This is a genomic window from Acinetobacter rudis, assembly GCF_031157835.1.
Classification (GTDB): domain Bacteria; phylum Pseudomonadota; class Gammaproteobacteria; order Pseudomonadales; family Moraxellaceae; genus Acinetobacter; species Acinetobacter rudis_A.
Window position 1 is genome coordinate 37,537 of record NZ_JAVIDR010000019.1, and the last position, 22,820, is coordinate 60,356.

At 35.9% G+C, this 22,820-nt stretch carries 13 protein-coding genes; 12 read left to right on the forward strand and 1 reads right to left on the reverse strand.

Features of this window, described 5'->3' with window-relative positions:
* Positions 1 to 515 precede the first annotated feature (515 nt).
* From wecB (RFH42_RS13810) to RFH42_RS13825, 4 genes are read left to right on the forward strand one after another with little or no spacing between them, the layout of a single operon-like run.
* Positions 516 to 1,643, forward strand: coding sequence for a non-hydrolyzing UDP-N-acetylglucosamine 2-epimerase (gene wecB, locus RFH42_RS13810; RefSeq protein WP_308976306.1), 1,128 nt, complete (start codon positions 516 to 518; stop codon positions 1,641 to 1,643).
* Between the two features lie 44 nt (positions 1,644 to 1,687).
* Positions 1,688 to 2,917: a UDP-N-acetyl-D-mannosamine dehydrogenase gene (gene wecC / locus RFH42_RS13815; protein WP_308976307.1), complete on the forward strand. Its 1,230-nt coding sequence runs from the start codon at positions 1,688 to 1,690 to the stop codon at positions 2,915 to 2,917.
* Positions 2,918 to 2,921: 4 nt separating this feature from the next.
* Positions 2,922 to 6,170 carry a glycosyltransferase family 2 protein gene (locus tag RFH42_RS13820; protein ID WP_308976309.1) on the forward strand — a complete coding sequence of 1,083 codons (3,249 nt, stop codon included), beginning with the start codon at positions 2,922 to 2,924 and terminating at the stop codon, positions 6,168 to 6,170.
* Complete coding sequence (locus tag RFH42_RS13825; protein WP_308976310.1) at positions 6,171 to 8,303, forward strand: hypothetical protein; 2,133 nt, start codon at positions 6,171 to 6,173, stop codon at positions 8,301 to 8,303. It abuts the gene before it with no gap.
* On the opposite strand, the gene RFH42_RS13830 is transcribed toward RFH42_RS13825, so the two are convergent.
* Positions 8,304 to 9,161: a hypothetical protein gene (locus RFH42_RS13830; RefSeq protein ID WP_308976312.1), complete on the reverse strand. Its 858-nt coding sequence runs from the start codon at positions 9,159 to 9,161 to the stop codon at positions 8,304 to 8,306.
* 837 nt (positions 9,162 to 9,998) lie between these two features.
* On the opposite strand from RFH42_RS13830, the gene RFH42_RS13835 reads away from it, so the two are divergent.
* The 8 genes from RFH42_RS13835 (at position 9,999) to RFH42_RS13870 (ending at position 22,693) form a co-directional block, all read left to right on the forward strand.
* Positions 9,999 to 10,757 (forward strand): ABC transporter permease, encoded by a 759-nt coding sequence (locus RFH42_RS13835; protein WP_308976330.1) that lies wholly within the window; start codon positions 9,999 to 10,001, stop codon positions 10,755 to 10,757.
* Entirely contained in the window at positions 10,754 to 11,416 is a 663-nt protein-coding gene (locus RFH42_RS13840; protein ID WP_308976314.1) for an ABC transporter ATP-binding protein, read from the forward strand. The genes RFH42_RS13835 and RFH42_RS13840 overlap by 4 nt, the downstream gene beginning before the upstream one ends.
* Positions 11,406 to 12,503, forward strand: a complete 1,098-nt coding sequence (locus tag RFH42_RS13845; RefSeq protein ID WP_308976315.1) for a capsule biosynthesis protein — start codon at positions 11,406 to 11,408, stop codon at positions 12,501 to 12,503. The genes RFH42_RS13840 and RFH42_RS13845 overlap by 11 nt, the downstream gene beginning before the upstream one ends.
* A gap of 3 nt (positions 12,504 to 12,506) precedes the next feature.
* A complete protein-coding gene (locus RFH42_RS13850) occupies positions 12,507 to 14,186 on the forward strand; it encodes a polysaccharide biosynthesis/export family protein (RefSeq protein ID WP_308976317.1) in 1,680 nt (559 codons plus the stop codon).
* Positions 14,187 to 14,236: 50 nt separating this feature from the next.
* The gene (locus tag RFH42_RS13855) at positions 14,237 to 16,222 is read left to right on the forward strand and encodes a capsular polysaccharide biosynthesis protein (RefSeq protein ID WP_308976318.1); all 1,986 of its coding nucleotides are present in this window, start codon (positions 14,237 to 14,239) and stop codon (positions 16,220 to 16,222) included.
* A gap of 836 nt (positions 16,223 to 17,058) precedes the next feature.
* Positions 17,059 to 18,192: a non-hydrolyzing UDP-N-acetylglucosamine 2-epimerase gene (gene wecB / locus RFH42_RS13860; RefSeq protein WP_308976320.1), complete on the forward strand. Its 1,134-nt coding sequence runs from the start codon at positions 17,059 to 17,061 to the stop codon at positions 18,190 to 18,192.
* Between the two features lie 33 nt (positions 18,193 to 18,225).
* Complete coding sequence (gene wecC / locus RFH42_RS13865; RefSeq protein WP_308976322.1) at positions 18,226 to 19,452, forward strand: UDP-N-acetyl-D-mannosamine dehydrogenase; 1,227 nt, start codon at positions 18,226 to 18,228, stop codon at positions 19,450 to 19,452.
* A gap of 7 nt (positions 19,453 to 19,459) precedes the next feature.
* Positions 19,460 to 22,693: a glycosyltransferase gene (locus tag RFH42_RS13870; RefSeq protein WP_308976323.1), complete on the forward strand. Its 3,234-nt coding sequence runs from the start codon at positions 19,460 to 19,462 to the stop codon at positions 22,691 to 22,693.
* Positions 22,694 to 22,820: the final 127 nt, after the last annotated feature.

The window sequence follows — 22,820 nt, forward strand, 5'->3', positions numbered from 1 at the left end:
TAGCATAAATTATTATAAATGTATTTTGTCTGGGTCATTGATAAAAATAATTATTGATAAAACAATGAGCTTGATGATTAAGCCTATTTTTTATTTGAAATATTATTTACTAATTCTTATTTTTTTCTGATATTTATTTAGAATAATACCATAGGTATAAAAAATAATTTATTGGGCTATACTCAAGCTATATCTAGAGGGTGATCGTGATGCGATTACTTATACTTGCGACAAGGTTTTAAATTTTGATGTGAAGAATATTGTGTTTTTATTTTCTATATTTTTAATATCAAGTTTATTGGTATTTAAAAGAGGGGGTAATGCGTTTAAGGTGCTGCGGTTTTTTGATGGGATAGTTTTATAAGCAATTCATATTTAAAAATACTTATATTATATCATGTGGAATTTTGGGGTTACTCTGCATAAATAAAACTGGTTTTTATCTATTAGAGTGTGTGGCGATATTATGGTTGAGAAGCCAGAGTATCTATTCGACAAACCTATAGGAATTCTGCATGCTAAAAATTCTATTGGTCTTTGGGACACGACCAGAAGCAATTAAAATGTCACCTTTGGTTCATGTATTACAAAGACAAAATCAAGTTGACGTTAAAGTTTGTGTAACAGCACAGCATCGTGAAATGTTAGATTCGGTTTTAAGTTTATTTGATATTGTTCCAGATTATGATCTAGATATTATGAAATCTGGGCAGAGTTTGACAGCATTAACTTCACGAATGTTAACAGGCTTAGAGCATGTCCTGAAACATTTTCACCCAGATGTAGTGCTTGTTCATGGTGATACAAGTACCACATTAAGTGCCTCGCTATCTGCTTTTTATCAGAAAATAGATATTGGCCATATTGAGGCTGGTTTAAGAACTTATAATTTGTATTCGCCTTGGCCAGAAGAATCAAACCGTCAATTAACCAGTGTACTTAGTCGCTGGCATTTTTCTCCTACTCTCACTGCTGCAAGCTATTTAAAACAAGAGTGTGTCCCTGAAGATACAATCTTTGTGACTGGAAATACGGTCATTGATGCCTTGTATTATATTAAAAATAAGATTGAACATAGCCCTGAATTACAAGCTCAAATGCGTACGCATTTTAATATGTTGGATCTTAATAAAAGACGTGTACTCATTACTGGGCATCGCCGTGAAAATTTTGGGCAGGGTTTTGAAAATATTTGCCGCGCTTTGCATACACTTGCTGAACAGTATCCTGAAACAGAGTTTGTTTATCCGGTGCATTTGAATCCTAATGTGCAACAACCGGTATACCAATATTTAAATGGTTTAGATAACGTTAAATTAATTGAGCCTCAAGATTATTTACCCTTTGTATGGTTGATGCAGCAAAGCTACCTTATTTTAACGGATTCTGGTGGTATTCAAGAAGAAGCACCCTCACTGGGAATTCCAGTACTGGTTATGCGAGATACAACGGAACGCCCTGAGGCCGTTGAGGCTGGAACTGTACGTTTGGTTGGTGCTACAGAATATTCGATTGTACGTAACGTTTCTGAACTGCTTGATAATGAAGTGCTACATAGCAAAATGAGTCACGCACATAATCCTTATGGTGATGGCACTGCTTGTGAGCAAATTGCAAGTGTATTAAAGCAGGCATATTTATAACAACAAAGATCAATCCAATACAACGAATTTAGGATTAAATAATAATGACAATTAAAACGGTTTCAGTCAGTGGTTTAGGTTATATCGGTTTACCTACTGCAACAATGTTTGCTCATGCAGGTGTAAATGTAATTGGTGTAGATGTAAATCAGCATGCAATTGATACGATCAATCAAGGCCGAATTCATATTGTTGAGCCAGGTCTAGAACATATTGTTAAAAAGGTTGTTGCCTCTGGACATTTAAAAGCGGTCGCAGTGGCGCAAAAAGCAGATGCCTTTTTAATTGCTGTCCCTACACCTTTTACAGGGGTGGATTACACACCTGACCTTTCCTATATTGAAGCAGCAACAAAAGCGATTGCTCCTGTTTTGGAAAAAGGAAATATTGTGATTTTGGAATCAACATCACCCGTTGGTGCCACAGAACAATTATTACAATGGTTAGCTAAACTCCGCCCTGATTTAAAATTTCCACAGCATGATGACGATGTAGATCACGATGTATTCATTGCCTACTGCCCAGAGCGTGTCTTGCCTGGTCAAGTCATCCGTGAGTTAGTGGAAAATGATCGTACTATTGGTGGGTTAACTCCGCGATGTGCAAAAAAAGCAGCAGAGGTTTATCGAATTTTTGTAGAAGGCGAGCTTGTGATAACCAATGCACGTACTGCAGAAATGACCAAACTCACAGAAAATGCTTATCGGGATGTCAACATTGCTTTTGCCAATGAGCTTTCACTGATTTGTGACCGACTCAATATTAATGTATGGGAATTGATTGCTTTGGCAAATCGTCACCCACGGGTAGATATATTACGGCCTGGTGCAGGTGTCGGAGGACATTGTATTGCTGTAGACCCTTGGTTTATTGTCAATAAAACCCCCGATATTGCACATATAGTCCATACCGCTCGTAAAGTGAATGACTATAAGCCACGCTGGGTAATTGAAAAAATTGAGCAACGTATACAAGAGCTTGAACTACATGGTGCCAAACCTAAAGTGGCATTATTGGGGCTGGCTTTTAAACCGAATATTGATGATTTACGTGAGAGCCCAGCCGTTTTTATTGCTGAGCAATTAATTGCAAATACAGCTATAGATGTCTTATTGGTTGAACCTAATATTGAACAGTTACCGGTTCAATTACGTGCAGCAACTTTAGTCTCTTTGACTGAGGCCATAGCACAGGCAGATGTGGTTGCTGAATTAGTCAAACATAAAGAGTTTGCTGATCTTAATATTAATCACCTCAATTTTGTGGGTGAATAATAAAATGAAAAAGCCCATTTCAGTAAGACGTCAAAAACGGACAAAAGACGCTGACCCATTTGTAGATCAAACAACGAGAGATGATCCCGTAGATGATCAGGCATCATCGAACACCGCATCCGCTGAGATTGAATCTCAGCATCTTCAGCTTGATGCAAATCAAACTGCTGCAATACAACCTAAATTATTGCTGGAAAAGGTCGAAGCCTTGGCTTTTGAGCAGTTGCATAGTCAAAGTGCGCTATTTGCAATTGAGCAGAACCAAGAATTCTTACAGCAGAAAATCCTTGATTTTCATACAGCTGTGACCTGTTTGCAACAGAATCAAACCGAGTTGTTATCTCATTTTCAGATTTTATCCAGTCAACTGGAAAATTTAGCAGTTTTCTTTGCATCGTATACAGATTTAACAACAGTAAAGAATATGGAGCGCGAGGATTATCGGGCTATACTGGATATTTTATTGAAACAGAAACAAGCGCAGGATACTGAGCGTACTTTATCTTTCCAATTGGGTAAGCTCTTATTGGATGGGAGTAAAAATATTAATAACGCAATAACTTTGCCTAAAAAGTTATTTGATTTAAGAAAAGAAAGTTTAAGACGTAAAGAACACAAACAAAATTTAAAAAATGAGCGCTTGGCAGCTCAAGCTACAGTTGCATCCCAGCTAGTAAATCCTTCAAGAGCAGCCACTGAAATTAAAACGGTGCAGAAGCTGAGTTTAGAGCAATTGCTATCTCAAAATAAAAAGGATCATTTCCATGGTGATTTATCTAACTATTTGATTTTTAAAAATCATGAGATGGTTGAGTTTGCTCGACAGTCTCAAGGTTTGGAGATCATAAGTAAGGCGATGATGGAACAGCCCCGATATTTTTATTCAAATAATATGTTGAGTTTGGAGCAGTTACAGCCATATATTCACCAAGGTAAAATGACCTTGTTATTGCAGTATGAGCAAGCGGATTTAAATGTCGAATTAATGATTCACTATTTAGATGATGCACGACAAAAGATTAATTTTAATATTGCTAAACCAGCCGCGCATCTTTATTTTAATGTGCCTGAAAATGCTCAATATATTCATCTTGGTTTAAAAATATCAGGTCATGGTTATTTTTGTATTCAGCATATTCATTTGGCGGGTATAGAACAGCATCTCATAGAAGCACAAGATCAAAAGTCTCTCGTGGCGGGTATTAGTATTATTATTCCTTCTTATCAAGGACATAATACGATATTAGAAACTTTAAACTCAATTAAATATCAAAAAAATATCAGCCTAGATTTGATTGAAATCATTTGTGTGATTAATGGTCCTAGAGAGAAAACGGAGAAAGTTATTCGTGGTTTTGCTCAAGAAAATTCAGACTTGAGTTTAAAGGTATTGTATTCCGATATTGCCAGTGCATCTCATGCAAGGAATGTAGGTTTAGAAAATATCAGCAGAGAATTTCTCGTCTTCTTAGATGATGACGATATTATCTCTGTAAACTATCTGTCGGATATGTATGCGTTATCCGATTCGGATACAGTGGTATTTAGTTATATTCATGATCTTAATCAGGGTGAGATTTTAAAAGAAACCAGTATTAGTCAGCAGCTTATCCAAAATAAAAATAATCTCAATTTAAATGGGCTTAGCTCGGCAATTACCATGATTGCCTCTAAAATGCTGCCCAGCAAAAATGTACAACAACTTACATTTGATCCTCAATTAAAGAGTGGTGAAGATGTCAGTTTCTTTGTTGAGTACATGCTTAAATTTAACCCTCAATTTAAACTTGTTGCGAATGAAGATTGTGCTTACATTCGGCGTATAACTGAAAATTCGGTTTCACGTCAGCCGATGTCTTTTCATTTTAATGTTGAACAAAGGCTAGATGTTATAAAGTCGTTGGATGTTATTTCTACGCAATATACTGGCCATTTAGATGGATTTGTTGTGTCGAAAATGAAAGCTCAAATAGGCTTTATTGTTCGTTATTTAGAGGCACATCCGCAAGATTTAGATTTGGCTATTGCTGAGATTATTCAACGAAAAATCCATTGTTTTCCCTATGCATATTTTTGGGAAAAATTAGGAAAGAATAAAGCAGATCAATTAATATTTTCCTATTGTCATCCGCCATTTGTTGATACCAGCGCAACGATTGTGGGCAAGCGAGTACAAGAGTTTGGCTTATTATCTGATGTAATTGCCAATGATATGTCAGGCCTAAGAAAAGTTGATCCTGAGATGATGTTTTTAAATCGGCATTTAATTAGAGATATTCAATTTTTACAGACCGAAACCAGTTTTGGTGGTTGGTGGCCTATAAAAGCATTTGCTGAACAAGCAAATCTATTCGTGGCAGATCAGTTCTATCCACAGATTTATAGTCGAGTGTTATGGCCCGGATCAAATTTTGCCGCGGCACAATATAAACTTAAGCATCGGCAGACAAAATGGATTGCTGAGTTCTCTGACCCTGCAATATTAGATATTAAAGGGGAAGAGCGTCATAGCGTCATTGATGATCAACAATGGATTGAGCAAATTCTGCAAGGTGTTTCCACAAAATTGCGGTCAATATTAAGCAACGAAAATAATCTTTATGTGTGGTGTGAATTACTGGCATATTTATTTGCAGATGAGATTATTTTTACCTGTGAAAATCAGCGTAGATTAATGTTAGAGCGTTTTAAATATCAAGAGATTGCTCAATCTGTTTATGCAAAATCAGTGATCAAACCACATCCAACTTTACCCCAAGTTTTTTATCAACTTGGACAAACTCGTTATGAGCTTGATGCTGATTTTATTCATATTGCTTATTTTGGCGTTTTTTATGCAAATCGTAACTTAGATGATTTTATTCTTGCCATTCAACAAGTAAATCAGCAAAGACAAAGTAAAAGAAAAATTAAACTGCATATTTTTACCCATAGCCCCGAAGATTTTACTGGCAAATATGGTGAAGATATTATTTTTAATGCTTATTTAGGCTACTTTGATTTCTTAGCCATCAGTAATCATTTCGATTATTTACTCGTGAATGATGCCATAGTTTGTCACATTTTTGGTATCAACCCTTATCTACCGTCAAAAGTCAGTGACTATAAGGGGGCGAGGGCACAGATTATTGCATTGGTGGAGAATGGTAGTGCCTTAAGCAAAATGGAGAATATTCCAATCAAGCTGCGTTTAGGGAGTGAGCATTTATTTTCTCATCAACTATTAACTTTAATTGATAGTGAGGCTGTCTAAATGAAAGCATTAACTAGAACACATGATGTTTTGGTATTTGATCATTTGAGCTTAAGCCCAAGCGAAGAAATGCCACAAATTAACGCTGAGAACTTTAAATTAATTCGATTAAGTGGTCTGTTATTTAATCAGCTAGAGTTTAGTTGTTTTGCTCAAAATCAAACTGAGGAAATGAATCTGGCACAGGCAATGTCAGACTGTGGTGAGTGGTTAGGAGTATTTAAAAATCAAGCCAAGGACTATGTGATCTGTGCAGATTATTATGGTTATAGCAGTCTTTTTTATGCATTCATTACTACAGATAGGCAAGAAAATAAGCTTGTTATTTCGAGTTCTTTTAGAGGCGTTGCAAGTTACTTAGCCAAAGCTGGTCATCAACTCAGTTTAAACTGGCCTTGTGTATTGCCACATTTAATTAGTAATACCAATATCTTTTTGACTCGTGCCTCAAATCATACTTTTGCCAATGAGATTCAGGTACTGAATTATAATGAAGTGCTGTTATTAAATAATGGCAAAGTTTATGTTGTCCCACGCAACTATATACAGCAACGACCAAATTTACAGAGTTATGAAAATCTTTTACAGCAAGGGATCGCTTCTGCAGTACAGAGCTTTTCTTCTTGGGTGCAGCATACAGATTTAAATGTTTGTTTTAACTTATCGGGTGGTAAAGATTCACGCGTGGTCTTAGCCATGCTTTTACAATCTGAATTTAAAGATCAATTAAAAGTGTTTACAGCCAATCCTTCAAATATGGCAGCAGGTGCATCTAAGGATATTCTTATGAAGGATTTCCAGATTGCCTCGAAAATTGTGCAGCACTATGGCTTGAGTTGGTTTAAGCGTACAGGTTATAGAGAGATTAACTTATCTTATGCAGAGCAATTAAACATCTGGCAAGAGTTTAGGTCAAACTCAAGCTTTGAACTTAAACCTAAAAATAAGCAAATTAAAGACTGTAAAGAACTCAGAATTACGGGTATTGGTGGGGAGCTTATTCGAAGTTACCTTGGTGGTGCCTATAAAAATAATTTTCCACGGTGGTGGGAAAAAGTTCAGCATTTAGACTCTCCCAAAGAAAGCTTGCGGCTACTGTTTAAAGAACTATGCCATCCTTGGTTGATTGATAGTGAGCTTTATACTGAGGCAATGGAGCATTTTGTTGCTTCATTTATATTTGATGAAGACAAAGCTGTATTGGCCCAACTCGACGAAAGCTATTTGGCTTATCGGAATCGTGCCCATGCTGGGGTTGCAGCCGTACATAAATTTGAGGGGGCCTTACTCAAATACCCGTTGTGTCAAATACAGTTTAAACAAGCCAGTCATTTACTTGATCCCTTTGAAGAAGAAAATGGTCGAGTTTTATTTGATATTATTCGACTCACTGAACCAAAGCTCAATGCACTTGAGTTTGCTGCTCCTGCTTGGCCAAAGGATTTTCAAATTTCTACTGAGGAAACATGGACAACACAGCAAAATTCTCAGGCTATTGCCCAATATTATGAGTTAATAAAAGTTAAACCGAGTTTTGTGGTGGAAAATCCTGAATATTACTTTGATATTAATGAGAGCAATGCAGCCTTATTTAAACTTAATTCAAACTTGGAGATTATTGCGAACTTATCAGATAGAAGAGCGCATTTTAATCAAGTCATTCAACGGATTGTTCGTTTAAGTCAGAAAAGCACATTAATGTTGCATGCCCTTGTTGCAAAAACGGAGTCCATTTTAGATGCTTTATTTGCTAAACCTGTCGATTGCCATGTTTTAAGTTTTGATTTGCAATCAAATACTCATCAGTCTGAAGCATATTATGCTGATGAAAATATAGAACTCCTTGCTGTACTCAAAAAAATTGATTTGAGTCGGTGTGATGTTGAACTTGAATTTGATGCTATAGCTAGGTTGGCAAGCATACGCTTTCAAAATATTCCAGAGGATTGTGAGTTGGCTATTTATGTGTATGAAGATGGCCAGAAGACTGCTGTAGAGTGGTATAAAAAAATGAGCCATTTTGATTATGGCTTAATTGGAGAAAATGTTACCCATATTCGCATGATGGTATTTATTAAGCGTATAGGAGAGCCAGAAGCGCAAAGAATTATGAATGTTGAAAAAACAATTTAACTATTTTTGTTGCTGAATAAATTTTTGCAGACCTTGGAACCAAGGGTCATCAAAACGAATAATCGGGATTTGGCCTTGTTGGTCTTTGACTCTACTTCCTGTCCAAAGAATGACACCATCGGCACCTTTCTGTTTTAAATAAGTCAGTACACTATACATTTGTTTTTTACTTAGAGCTTGAGTGACCCAAGTACCTGTTTGAGGGTCGATATCACTTATACGAAAGGAATTTGTAATATAAGGATAAATTTTTAAATGATATTTTTTAGCTATTGCTAGGCTTTGAGTCAGATTAAAATCGACTGATTTTTTCCAAGCTTCCAGATCTTGATTGTCATAAAAATAGAAGACTGGACTAATAAAATCAATTTTCTTGGCAATAATTTCATACTGTTTATTTAATTCAATCAGCTGCTTTTGCCGTTGTTCACTAAGGTTTTTCCCGCCATAACTATTGAGAGGAAAGAGAGAGTAGACACCCACAGGTGCTTGACCACCATAAGCATGATATAAATCTAAAATAGCCATTAAACTGGGCAAGACCGATGCTGGCTTAGACGGTGTACCTATTTCATAGTCAAACGAAATTGGAATTTCAGGATGACGCTGGCTATTTAAGGCAATGGCCTTAATTTTCTCATGATCGACATAACCTTGACTGAGCATGCGGTTATGATAAACCACATCGATGGTTTTAATGCCTTTCTCGGCGAGGATCGTTTTCACCACCGTAGGGTCACTGATAATCTGTTGGTCTTGTTCAAGTTTCCATGGAATAAAGCCATAAAGGGTAAAAGCATAAGCAGGGATTGGAGAAAACAGGCTGCTACAGAGTATAAATCGAGCAAATAAGTACATAACAATAGGCCAAAGTTAAGCGAGTAGGGGGTGTTAGATGTAGCTGTTTTTTCCCATACTGAGTAGATGATTTAATGAAATGAATTGTTATGTATGGTGAAGACTAGGAGGGACTTTGATGTTTTCATCAGGCTATATAAGCAATAGTATGATATTTAATAAAAAAATATTCTATTTGAAGTGTGCTTTTATGGAAAAACACCAATTGTTTTTATGCTCGTTACTTCATTAAAAGTTGTTTGTTGGGTCATAATTAATTTTTGCTTTTTAGCTCTTTTCACTTCAATATAAAAATTTACTTGGTCTAATAAATAAGCTCGCAAGAGTGAAGTTAAGGATATTTGTTGCTTTACTTGATTGGATAAATTTTTCCCTGTGAACAAGATAAGGAGGATAAATAGTTATTGTGTAAAGTTGGTTGTAATATACAAATGAAATGCGTAGATTTACTTGAGTATTTGTTTTGCGGCTCACTAGATATATTTTTCTTTGTTGAGATTATGCCTTAGAGTTAAACATAAGGTTGATTGTTTTAAAGGGAGAAGGCAAAACATACAGCAAATATTGTTTAAATGTTTTAATTATTTTTTTATGCTGAAAGAGATAGGATTCAATTTAATAAAGCGGCGTTATTAAAGTTTATACCAAACAATGAAGGTCAGTAGTTCTGATCTGAATTGACCATGAAAAGACTTTATTATTGGTATATTCAACGCTATTATGTTCAACAATTTTTTATAGATATATTATTAATTGTAATTGCCAATGGAACAATCATCGCCAAATAGTGCCTTAAAAAAACTACCTCGTTTAAAACCGCGTGGTGGTGCACGGGTGATGTTGGTCGCTATTCGAGCACTATTCTTACGTGAATTACAGACCCGTTTTGGCCAGTACCGTTTGGGTTATTTGTGGATATTCATTGAACCCTTATTTTCCATAGGCGTTATGCTGGTCTTGTTTGGCGCGATTATGCAACGCACTTTGCCTAATATTTCTTTTGAAGTATTTTTACTTAATGGAATCGTGCCCTTTTCTATGTTCCGTTCGGGGATTAATCAGGCCATAGGCGCTGCACAGGCCAATAAAGGCCTATTTAGTTATCGGCCAGTTAAACCTATTGATGCCCTAATTGCCCGCAATTTGCTTGAGCTATTTCTAGGTTTTAGTACTTATACTTTATTTAGTATCATTTTTTTGTGGATTGGCTATCAGCTTAGTTTTGATCAGATTCCTACGCTATTATTTTATTGGCTATTACTTTTTGGTCTAATGCTATCACTGAGTTTAGTTTTTATGGTCATTGGAGACATTTCTAAAGAGATCAATAAATTTGTCTCAGTATTATTTTTTATTTTATATTTTCTTTCAGGGGTTATTTATCCGATAGGAATTATCCCAGTTCAATATCGTGAATACCTACTTTATAACCCTTTGATTCATATTTTTGAGCCGATGCGCCATGCAGTTGCACCTAGTTATCCTTTGGTTGATGGCATTAGTCTAAACTATGTATTGATTTGGATTTTACTTTCAATGTTTATTGGTTTATTGCTCTATAAGCGCTTTGAACGACGGATGATCAAGTCAAAATGATTGAACTGCGTAATCTTAGTAAGTCTTATGTTACACCGAAAGGGCGGCATGTGGTGTTTAAAGACCTCAGTGTGATATTACCTGAAAATAAAAGTGTTGCTTTACTGGGTAAAAATGGAGCAGGAAAAAGTACTTTACTTAGAATTATTGGTGGTATTGACTTTGCTGACTCTGGCGAGGTCATTACCAAAAAGTCAATCTCTTGGCCTGTGGCATTGGCAGGCGGTTTTCAAGGCAGTTTAACTGCACGGCAAAACGTACGCTTTGTTGCTCGGCTCTATGTACAAAGTGAAGAAGAGGTAGACTATGTAGTACGCTTTGTGGAAGACTTTGCTGAAATTGGTAAATATTTCGACATGCCTATTAAAAGTTACTCAAGCGGTATGCGTAGTCGGATTGGCTTTGGTCTAAGTATGGCCTTTAATTTTGATTATTATTTATTAGATGAAGCTAGTGCTGTTGGTGATGCTTCTTTTCGTAAAAAAAGTCAGGCTTTATTAGATGAACTCAAAGCCAATTCAAACTTGATTATGGTTTCACATGATTTAAATGATTTAACACGAAATTGCGATGTGGCTTTTTTGGTTCGAGATGGTAAGGCAGAATATTTTGACAATATGCAAGATGCAGTAGAGGTATATAAAGCGTATGCGCATTAATAGAAAACAAAAGTTACTGCTGGCTTATGCTGGGACTGTACTTTTACCTTTAGCCGTGACGGTTACGTACTTAAATGTATTTGCACATGACCGCTATCAATCTGCTTCTGTGTTACTGGTTAAACAAGTGGGTGATACTACGGTTTCAGATACTGGTGGTTTAACTGCGCTATTGGGAGTGGCCAATACCAGTGGTGAAGACAGTAATATTTTAAGGGAGTATATTACTTCACGCGACATGGTAGAAAAGCTTGATAAGCAACTAGACTTACGTAAAGCATTTAGACAAGATGGTGATCCAATTTTTTCCTTGTCAAAGGATGCAACAGTCGAAGACTTGGTTGAGCATTTTCAAAAAGTAGTCAAGGTTAATCTCGATGAAAAAACCATGATGCTTAATGTAACATCACAAGGTTTTACTCCTGCATTTTCATTAAAGCTTAATCAGGCAATATTGCAGCAAAGCGAAGGTTTTATTAATGGTATATCCAATAGTATTGCACTCGAACAGCAAAAGTATGCCCAGCAGCAATTAGATGAAGCAACCAATCAGCTGAACACGGCACGTCAAAACTTACTGACCTATCAAAATGAAAACAGTACCTTTGACCCTGAAACACAGGCCAAGGCTGTTGCGACCTTAGTGGCAGGTTTACAAGCAAATTTGGCACAGCTTCATACTGAGGAACGTACTTTATTGGCCTATTTGAACCCTGAGTCTGCTCAAGTGGTGGCCATTCGGAGTCAAATTGAATCGGTCAAAAAACAAATAGATGATGAAAATGCCAAACTTACCTCTCCAAGCAATGCCAAGCTAAATAAGGCGGTTGCTGATTTTGAGGAGTTAAAAGCACAGGTAGCCTTCTCAACCGATCTTTACAAAATCTCTTTAGCCTCGCTAGAAAAAGCACGTTTAGAGGCCTCAAAGAAACTCAAAAAACTCGTCATTATTGCTGAACCGCGTTTAGCAGAAGATGCACTCTACCCACGCCGTACTTATATAAGTGCAACTACGTTTATTATTTTAAATATTTTGTTTGGTATTGGGCTGTTGATTAGTTCCATCATTCGTGAGCATCGGGAGTAAGTGATGAATAAAAAAATATTATGTTCAGCGCTGGCGCTGCTCAGTTATAGCTCAACTATGCTTTATGCCAATAGCATGTTGCCAAATAATCCAATTTTAGCGGGTCTAGATGTTAACCAACAGGCACGTGAGCAAGACCCAACCATATTACCTAGCCAGTCTATTAGCCCAAATAGTAATGCGACGGTTAAGTATCCAAGCAACAGCAACATGTTTGGTTCACAATTATTTAAAGGGGCTTTTTCAGCGACAGCTGGAAGTACTTTTAATAACAGTTATAAGCTTAACCCCGGTGACCAAGTGAATGTACGTATGTGGGGTGCTTATCAATATGCAGGTACACAAACAGTAGACCCTAAAGGGAATCTGTTTTTACCTAATATTGGCCCAGTTCAAGTTCAAGGGGTTAGTAATGGTCAGTTACAAGCTCTAATTGAGTCGCATGTACGTAAAGTGTATGTGTCTAATGTAGGTGTATATGCATCATTGGTTGAGGCACAGCCAGTCAAAGTATTAGTCACCGGCGTAGTCAATCAACCAGGGAACTACGGCGGTTTAGCAAATGACAGCGTTGTTGCTTATTTAGACCGTGCTGGTGGGGTAGACCCTGAGCGTGGCAGTTATATCGACATTAAAATTATGCGTAATGGTCAAATTATGCAACAGGTTGACTTATATGAGTTTCTCATCTCTGGTCGTTTACAGCCTTTTAGTTTTAGAGATGGCGATGTCGTAGTTGTTGGTCCACGTACACAGACTTTTAGCATTAGCGGCGAAGTGTTTAATGCCTATGATTTTGAGTTTAACGTACCCTACCTGAGTGTAGCCCAAGCGCTTAGTGTAGCAAAAGCTAAACCAGGTGCGACCAACATTAGCATTATGCGCCGTCAGGGCAATGAATACCGTAGTGAGTACTATCCGATTAGCCAAGCTAACGATGTACAGGTACAAAATGGCGATGTACTCAGTGTAACTGCCGACCGTTATGCAGGCACGATTCAAGTACGAATTGAGGGTGCCAATAATGGTGAGCATGCCATCGTACTGCCTTATGGTGCTAAACTCTCTGAGGTACTGCCAAAAATTAAGCCAAACAGCTTGGCTAATATGCAGGCCTTACAATTGTTTAGACCATCTGTGGCAAAACGTCAAAAAGAAATGCTCAACATTGCCTTAGATAAACTTGAAGATGCAACGTTTAATGCGCGCTCAAGTACCCAAGAAGAGGCAAAGTTACGTAGTACAGATGCGGAGTTAGTTAAACAGTTTGTTGCCAAAGCACGTCAGACACAGCCTCTAGGTCAAGTGGTACTTAATCCAAATACTTACCAAGATGTAATTTTAGAACAAGGTGATATTTTAAAAATCCCTGAAATTACTTCTGTGGTCATGGTGCATGGTGAAGTGGCTTTTGCTAATGGTGTAGAGTATCAACCGAACCGTAGTGCAATTAGTTACATTGAGCAAGTCGGTGGCTTTAGTCAGAAGTCGAATAAGTCAAAAGTCATTGTGATTCATCAAAATGGTGAAGCTGAGCTGGTAAGTAAGAGCAGTAAAATCCAGCAGGGCGATGAAATCATGGTATTGCCTAAAGCTTCAAGTAAATCTATTGAAGTGGCGCGCGGTATTACTGCTATTCTTTATCAAATTGCAATTATGACTAAAGTGGCATTAGATCTGTAATGAGTTCAGCGATTTGACAAGTGTTGTGCTGGTGCAATTAAGGAGTTGGAATGGCTTTTGTGTTTAGTAATCGAAAGATTCAAAGCATTCCAAATATCCAGCATTTCTTAGCAGAAGAAGCTAGCTTCAATGGTCCACTCTATATAGGGTGGGGGCGTAAGACAAGTTTTAGTCGTGCACAGCATTTAGCCAAGAAAAATTCAGCATCTTGTCTATGCCTTGAAGACGGTTTTATTCGCTCTTTGGGCTTAGGTAAGCAAGGTGCTGTACCCTTTTCTCTGGTTGTTGATCATTGTGGTATCTACTTTGATGCCCGACAAAGCTCTGATTTGGAGCAGTTGATTTTACGGGCAGAAGATCATGTTCAAAATCAACGTGCGGCACAAGCAATTGAGTATATTTTACGTTACCAACTGACAAAATATAATCAAAAATATACCCCCATAGATATAAGCCAGTTTCATGGGCAACAGAATATTTTAATTGTTGATCAAACTGTAGGTGATCAATCCATCGCATGTGCTGGGGCAAATCTAGAAAGCTTTCAAAGGATGTTGCAGCAAGCTCGTATAGACCATCCTCATGCAAAAATATGGATTAAAACACATCCTGATGTATTAATGGGTAAAGCAAAAGGACACTTTACTGAACAGGATTTTAGCCAAGCAAATGTAGCTGTTATGAGTGAAAACTATAATCCTATTGCTTTATTGCAACAGATGGATGAGGTTTATGTAGTGAGCTCACAGCTGGGCTTTGAAGCATTATTATGTAATAAAACTGTACATTGTTTTGGTTTGCCTTGGTATGCAGGTTGGGGCTTAACCCAAGATCAGTATGCTCCTCTACATATATTACGAGGGCGTCGTCAGCACAAAAGATCATTATTGCATGTATTTTCAAGTGCTTACTTACACTATGCTCGTTATGTTTCTCCTGTAACAGGGAAGCGTTGTGAATTAGAAGATATAATTTTGATGTTACAACCCAATGTGGCCATGCAAAATATATTGCCATCTTCACTACAGTTATTTGGTTTTAGCCGTTGGAAAAAAAAGTTTTTACGTTCGTATCTGCATTTACCGCAAACACAATTGGCTTTTAAAAATTGGTTTAAACCCAAGGCATCGGATCATATTGTCGCTTGGGGGAAAAAGGCTTATCAGTTTAAACAAAGTGGTATTCAGCAGTTATGTACTGTCGAAGATGGTTTTATTCGCTCTATTGGTTTAGGGGCCGCATTAACAAGACCGTGCTCTTTGGTTTTTGACCCCATTGGTATTTACTACGATGCTACTGCTCCTTCTTATTTGGAACATTTACTCAATCACTGTTGTTTAACTCCAGCAGAGCTACAGCGTGCTGCTTTGTTAAGAAGTCGAATTATTGAGTTGAATATATCAAAGTACAATGTTGGCGCCAGAGATAGCCTAGAAATTGATTTTACTGGGAAAGTCATATTGGTTGTTGGGCAGGTCGAAGATGATATGTCGGTGCTATTGGGTGGGGTTGATATTAAAACCAATATCGGCTTATTGAAACAAGTACGGGCCTTAAATCCCGATACTTACATTATTTATAAGCCACATCCAGATGTAGAGGCTGGTTTACGCGCTGGTAAAATAGAGCAGCACTTGTTATTAGAGTATGCCAATTACGTAGAGACGCGGCGTTCCATTATTGAGTGTTTTTCAGTCATTGATGAGGTGCATACCCTCACATCTTTAACTGGCTTTGAAGCCATAATACGTGGCATCAAAGTCGTTTGTTATGGTCAACCCTTTTATGCAGGTTGGGGGTTAACTGTAGACCGTCATCATAACCTACGTCGTAAACGCCAATTAACTGTTGAGGAATTACTTTATGTGGTTCTTATTCAATATGCTGTCTATAATTTAGAATCCTCTAAAGTTGCCTTAACTCATGTGGAGTCTATTTTAGATTATCTTGAGCAACAGCAGCATGAAAAAGGAGTTGTGCCTCAGAAATGGATTGAACTTTTAGTAAAAATAAGAAATTTAGCAGCAAGAAAATAAACTTTACTTATTATGAAAAGTATTATTATTGATAACTTTTTAATATATTTTATATTTTGGATCAAATTATAGATAGTTTAACTACAGATTTATCCCACAACTGCTTCTACGCTTCTTTTTAATATAATGCTTAAACTTATAAATGATATAAATACTTCAATCATTACTTATTTTGTTTGCTAAATTTTAGATAACTAGTTTGGTTATGTAGATTGTCATATTTTGATAAATTTATAAATTTTTCTTATTACCATCGATTATGTGCTTATAAACTCAACTTTATTAAGTTTTACTGCATTATTTATTTTTATATTTATTTAAATTTAATTATTTGGAAATTGTGTTTAAATTATGCACAAAATTTACAATCTAATTTTATAAATATCAAATGGTTGAATTGTATAAGTAGCACTTAGATCAATATTATATACAAGTATGAATATTAATTTTTTATTTCAGCTTTGACATATGAAGCTGTCTTATCATAAACATACATATGGATTATATGTTATGTATTTGTCACAAGTGTAGTCTATATTTGATTGATCAATAATTGCGAGGAGAGTCTATATATTCATTGGATCAATCCTTACCATTATAGTTAACTTAATATAAAACAACATGATTTTGTCATACTGTGATTAGTCTTAATTAATCATATAAATTTATTTATGTTGAAATTTTCCTATAGTATTATTTTTATCTCCATAATTTAGTTACATTTATTCCAATATATAGGGGTTTTATTTTAAAATTTAATGGATATTTTGTAGCGTATGTTATACAGTTGGAAAAATTTTTTGCTGACTCTTTAAATAAATCAACTGGTATTATCTATGCTAAAAATTCTATTGGTCTTTGGAACCCGACCCGAAGCCATTAAGATGGCACCTTTGGTACATGTATTACAGAAACAAGAACAAATTGAAGCGAAAGTTTGTGTTACGGCACAGCATCGTGAAATGTTAGATTCAGTATTGGATCTATTTGATATTACTCCAGATTATGACTTAAATGTTATGAAGTCTGGACAAAGCTTAACTGTGCTTACTTCAAGAATGCTGACTGGGCTTGAAGGTGTATTACAACAGTTCGAACCAGAGGTGGTTTTGGTACACGGTGATACCAGTACTACTTTAAGTGCTTCTCTTTCAGCTTTTTATCAAAAAATTGATATTGGTCATATTGAAGCAGGTCTAAGAACTTATAATATTTATTCGCCTTGGCCTGAAGAGTCAAACCGTCAGCTCACCAGCGTATTGAGTCGTTGGCACTTTTCTCCAACCAATACAGCGGCTGGTTTCTTAAAACAAGAATGCGTACCTGAGCATAATATTTTCGTTACAGGTAATACTGTAATTGATGCCCTGTATTATATAAAAAATAAAATTGAAAATACGCCAGCCTTACAAACTCAAATGCGTGAGCATTTTAATATGTTAGATTTGAGCAAGAAGCGAGTATTGGTTACAGGGCACCGTCGTGAAAACTTTGGTGAAGGTTTTGAAAATATCTGTCGTGCTTTAAAACGTTTGGCTCAGCAATACCCAGACATTGAATTTGTTTATCCTGTACATATGAATCCGAATGTACAGAAACCAGTGTATGAACATTTAGACGGTTTAAACAACATTAAACTTATTGAGCCACAAGAGTACTTACCTTTCGTTTGGTTAATGCAGCAAAGCTATCTCATATTAACTGACTCAGGCGGTATACAAGAAGAAGCACCATCTTTAGGTATTCCTGTACTGGTTATGCGAGATACCACAGAACGACCTGAAGCAGTTGAGGCTGGGACTGTACGTCTGGTGGGCGCAACTGAAGACTCTATTGTGACTAATGTGGTTGAATTGCTAGATAATGAAGTTTTACATAGCAAAATGAGCCGTGCACATAACCCTTATGGTGATGGCACTGCATGTGAGCAAATTGCGACTGTGCTCAAACAAGCATATTTAAAAGTTTAAATTTAATATTGAAAGTATAGGACTATACAAAGAATGTCGATTAAAAAAGTTTCTGTAAGTGGTTTGGGGTATATTGGTTTACCAACAGCAACGATGTTTGCACATGCTGGCGCAAAAGTTATTGGTTTAGATGTGAACCAACATGCTATTGATACGATTAACCAAGGGCGTATTCACATAGTTGAGCCAGGTCTCGAAGAGATTGTTAAAGCAGTGGTTGCTTCTGGTCATTTAAAAGCTGCTAAAACCGCAGAACCAGCAGATGCTTTTTTAATTGCAGTTCCTACACCGTTTAAAGGTGAAGACTATACGCCTGACCTATCTTATATTGAAGCTGCAGCAAAAACCATCGCGCCTGTTTTGGAAAAAGGCAATGTGGTTATTTTAGAGTCTACATCACCAGTGGGTGCAACAGAACAAATGTTACAGTGGCTCTCCGAGCTTCGTCCTGATTTGAAATTTCCACAGCACGATCAAGATACTGAAAATGATATCTTTGTTGCTTATTGTCCTGAGCGTGTATTGCCAGGTCAGGTTATTCGTGAGTTAGTAGAGAATGACCGTACTATTGGCGGTGTAACACCACGCTGTGCAGATAAAGCCGCTGAAGTTTATCAAATCTTTGTAAAAGGGGAGTTGGTAAAAACCAATGCACGTACAGCTGAAATGACTAAGTTGACTGAAAATGCATTCCGCGATGTTAACATTGCTTTTGCTAATGAACTTTCATTGATTTGTGACCGTTTAAATATCAATGTTTGGGAGCTCATTGGCCTTGCAAACCGTCATCCTCGTGTAGAGATATTACGCCCAGGCGCAGGTGTGGGTGGGCACTGTATTGCAGTTGACCCATGGTTTATTGTGAATAAAACACCAGATCTTGCACATATGGTACGTACGGCACGTGAAGTGAATGACTATAAACCACAGTGGGTGGTGGAGAAGATTGAGCAACAAGTTGCAGCACTGGGCAACTTAGGTCGTAAACCAAAAGTGGCTCTACTTGGTTTAGCCTTTAAACCAAATATTGATGACTTACGTGAAAGTCCAGCAGTGAGTATTGCTCAACAATTGGGTGAAAACACATCAATCGAACTATTACTGGTTGAACCGAATATTCACGAACTCCCAGCAAAAATTACTCAAGGTAAATTGGTTTCTTTAGAAACTGCAATTGCAGAAGCAGATGTGGTCGCGGAACTTGTAAAACATAATGAATTTACTGATCTTACAATTAATAAATTAAGCTTTGTGGGCTAAGAAAAACATGAGAAAACTAGTTTCAGCACGACGTCAAAAGCAAACAAAGGTTCAAGCAATTGCAATCAAAACTGTTGAAAATACATTATTGCAAGGTGTAGATGAAAAACCTCAATCAGATAAACCAATGCAAAATGACATGGAACAGCAGATTGATGTAATCAGATCAATGCAAAGCGACTCTAAGTTACTTTTGGAAAAAATTGATATATTGTTGCTTGAACAACAACGTGCTAAAGACAGTTTTGCTGAAGCTGAAAAAACGCAAGATGAATTAAAAAATATAATTATTTCATTGCAATCAGAGGTTGGTGTTCTTAAAAAAACATATTCTTCAATTACTGAAAATATTCAGGCTTTGTTTAGTAAGCTTGATAACAAGTCATTATTATCAGAAATACTTACTGAAATTAAAGTGGCAAAAAATATTCATCGTGAGGATTATAAAACGATTTTGAATGTTCTGTTGAATAAAAAGCAGGACGTTGATACAGAAAGAACAATTTCCTTTCAGTTAGGTAAAACCATAATTGACGGAACAAAAAATGTAAATAGTATTATAGGGCTACCTAAAAAATTATTGGATTTAAGAAAGGAGTCATTGAAACGTAAGGACAAGACAATTGTTTCTGTAATAGAAGGAAAGGCAGTCGAGAAAAAAGTATTAAGCACCGCTGTGAGTACTGTTAATAAAGTCACATTAGATGAGCTTTTAAATAATAATAAAAAGCAAAAAACTGATGGAAACTTATTATTGGGTTTAAGCTTAAAAAATCATGAGTTAGTAGGTTTTGGAAAGAATCAAGAAGGTATAACGATTACCAGTAAAATGGTGATTGAAAAACCACGTTACTTTTACTCAAGTAACATGATTGATTTAGCTTCCCTTAGTGATTATATCCATAATAAAAAAATGACGATACTATTTGAGTCGGAATCAAATGGCTTAAATGTGGAAGTCATTATTAATTACTTAAATGAAGCAAAAGAAAAAATAAGTTTTAGTATGGCAAAACCAGCCTCTAAAATTTTTATGAATATACCTGATGAATGCAAACATATAAGTTTAGGTATCAAAGTTTCAGGAAATGGAACTTTTCAGATTAAGAAAATTAAATTACAAGAGATTACTAAGTCAAATGACGTTATTGTAAAAAAAAACAAACTTAATGAAGGTGTTTCAGTAATTATCCCATCATATAAAGGGGATGAAACTATACTTGATACATTAAATTCAATAAAACAGCAGAAAAGCATCAATCTCGATTTGGTGGAAGTTGTATGTGTCATTAATGGGCCAGTAAGCAAAACAGAAAGAGTTTTAAAAAAGTTTATTAAAGATAATCCTCAGATTAATTTAAAAATGCTGTACTCGGATATAGCAAGTGCTTCACAGGCTAGAAATGTGGGGATTAATAATGCTACAAAAGAGTTTTTAATATTTTTAGATGATGATGATACGATTACGGAAAATTATTTATCAGACATGTATGCATTGGCTGGTAATAATACGGTAGTTTTTAGTTATATTCATGATTTAGATGCATCAGGAAATATTCAAAAAGAAACGAATATCACTAAACAGTTAGTACAAAATAAAGATAATGTGAATATTAACGGTTTAAGTTCGGCTGTAACAATGATTGCATCTAAAATGTTACCTACTGCGGATATTCAACAGGTTATATTTGATCCAAAGCTAAGAAGTGGAGAGGATGTAAGTTATTTTGTTGAGTATATGGTCAAGTTTAATCCTACTTTTAAGCTTGTTGAAGATATAGATTGCGCATATATTCGTCGTATTACTGATAACTCTGTTTCTCGCCAGCCAATGTCTTTTAACTTTAATGTTGAGCAAAGGCTTGATGTTATTAAATCCTTAGATTTAATCATGAGTAATTATGCAGGTCATCTTGCAGGTTTTGTTGTTTCAAAAATGAAAGCTCAAATTGGGTTTATCATTCGTTATTTGACAGAGCATCCACAAGAGCTAGATAAAGTTTTAGAGCAAATTATTCAAAGAAAAATTTATCACTTTCCCTATAAATATTTTTGGGAAAAAGTTGGAAAAAATGAAGTTAAACAGTTAGTTTTTTCTTATTGTCACCCTCCATTCGTTGATACAAGTGCCACAATTGTAGGTAAACGCGTTCAGGAATTTGGTTTATTGTCTGATGTAATAGCAAATGATATGTCTAGTCTAAGAAAGGTAGATGAAGACATGATGTTTTTAAATAAACATTTAATCAATGATATCAATTTCTTACAAACTGAAACTAGCTTTGGCGGTTGGAGAGCGATAAAGGAATTCTCTGAGCAAGCAAATAAATTGGTTGAAGGTAAGTTTTATAGTCAAATATATAGTCGAGTACTATGGCCTGGATCTAATTTTGCTGCAGCTATCTATAAATCAAAAAATCCTCAAACCAAATGGATTGCTGAATTTTCTGATCCCGCTGTGCTCGATATTCATGGTAAAGAGCGTAGTAGTTTATTAGATGATAAAACATGGGTGGAAGAAATACTGGCAAAAGTTCCTAGTAATATAAAAAATCATTTACTAGGGGAAAATAACTTATATGTCTGGTGTGAATTGCTGGCTTATTTATTTGCTGATGAGATTATATTTACATGCGAAAATCAGCGAAAAGTAATGTTAGATAGCTTTAAATATAAAGACATTGCTCAGTTAGCCTATAAAAAATCTGTAATTAAACAGCACCCAACTTTACCTAAAGCATTTTATCAATTAGGCCAAGGCGAATATAACATCGACCACAATTATATCAATATTGGTTATTTTGGTGTTTTTTATGCAAATCGTAATTTAAATGATTTTATTGAAGTAATTCAACAGATAAATCAACAAAAACAGGTTAAGAAAAAAATTAAGCTTCATATTTTCACTAATGCACCACAGGATTTTGTGGGGCAGTACGGTGAGCATATTATTTTTAATTCATATCTTGGCTATTTCGATTTCTTGTCAACCAGTAACACTTTTGATTACCTGCTTGTCAACGATGCAGTCGTATCAGATATTTTTGGGATTAATCCCTATTTGCCTTCAAAAGTCAGCGATTATAAAGGAGCGGATGCTAAGATTATTGCTTTGGTTGAACGAGGAAGCGCTTTAAGCAAGATGAGGAATATCCCTGTGAAATTGTACTTAGGTAGTGAGTATTCATTTTTAGAGAAACTACAAGGTTTGGTTAATCATGAAACTATTTCAAGTTGTTAATTAAATAGCATGTATAATCAAAACCTTTTATTTTAGGTTTTGAATGGTTTTATATAGTGATTTAATGAACTAGGATATTGAATTAGGTGGTAATTCAGCCACCTAATGTATGAGGTTTTATAATAGG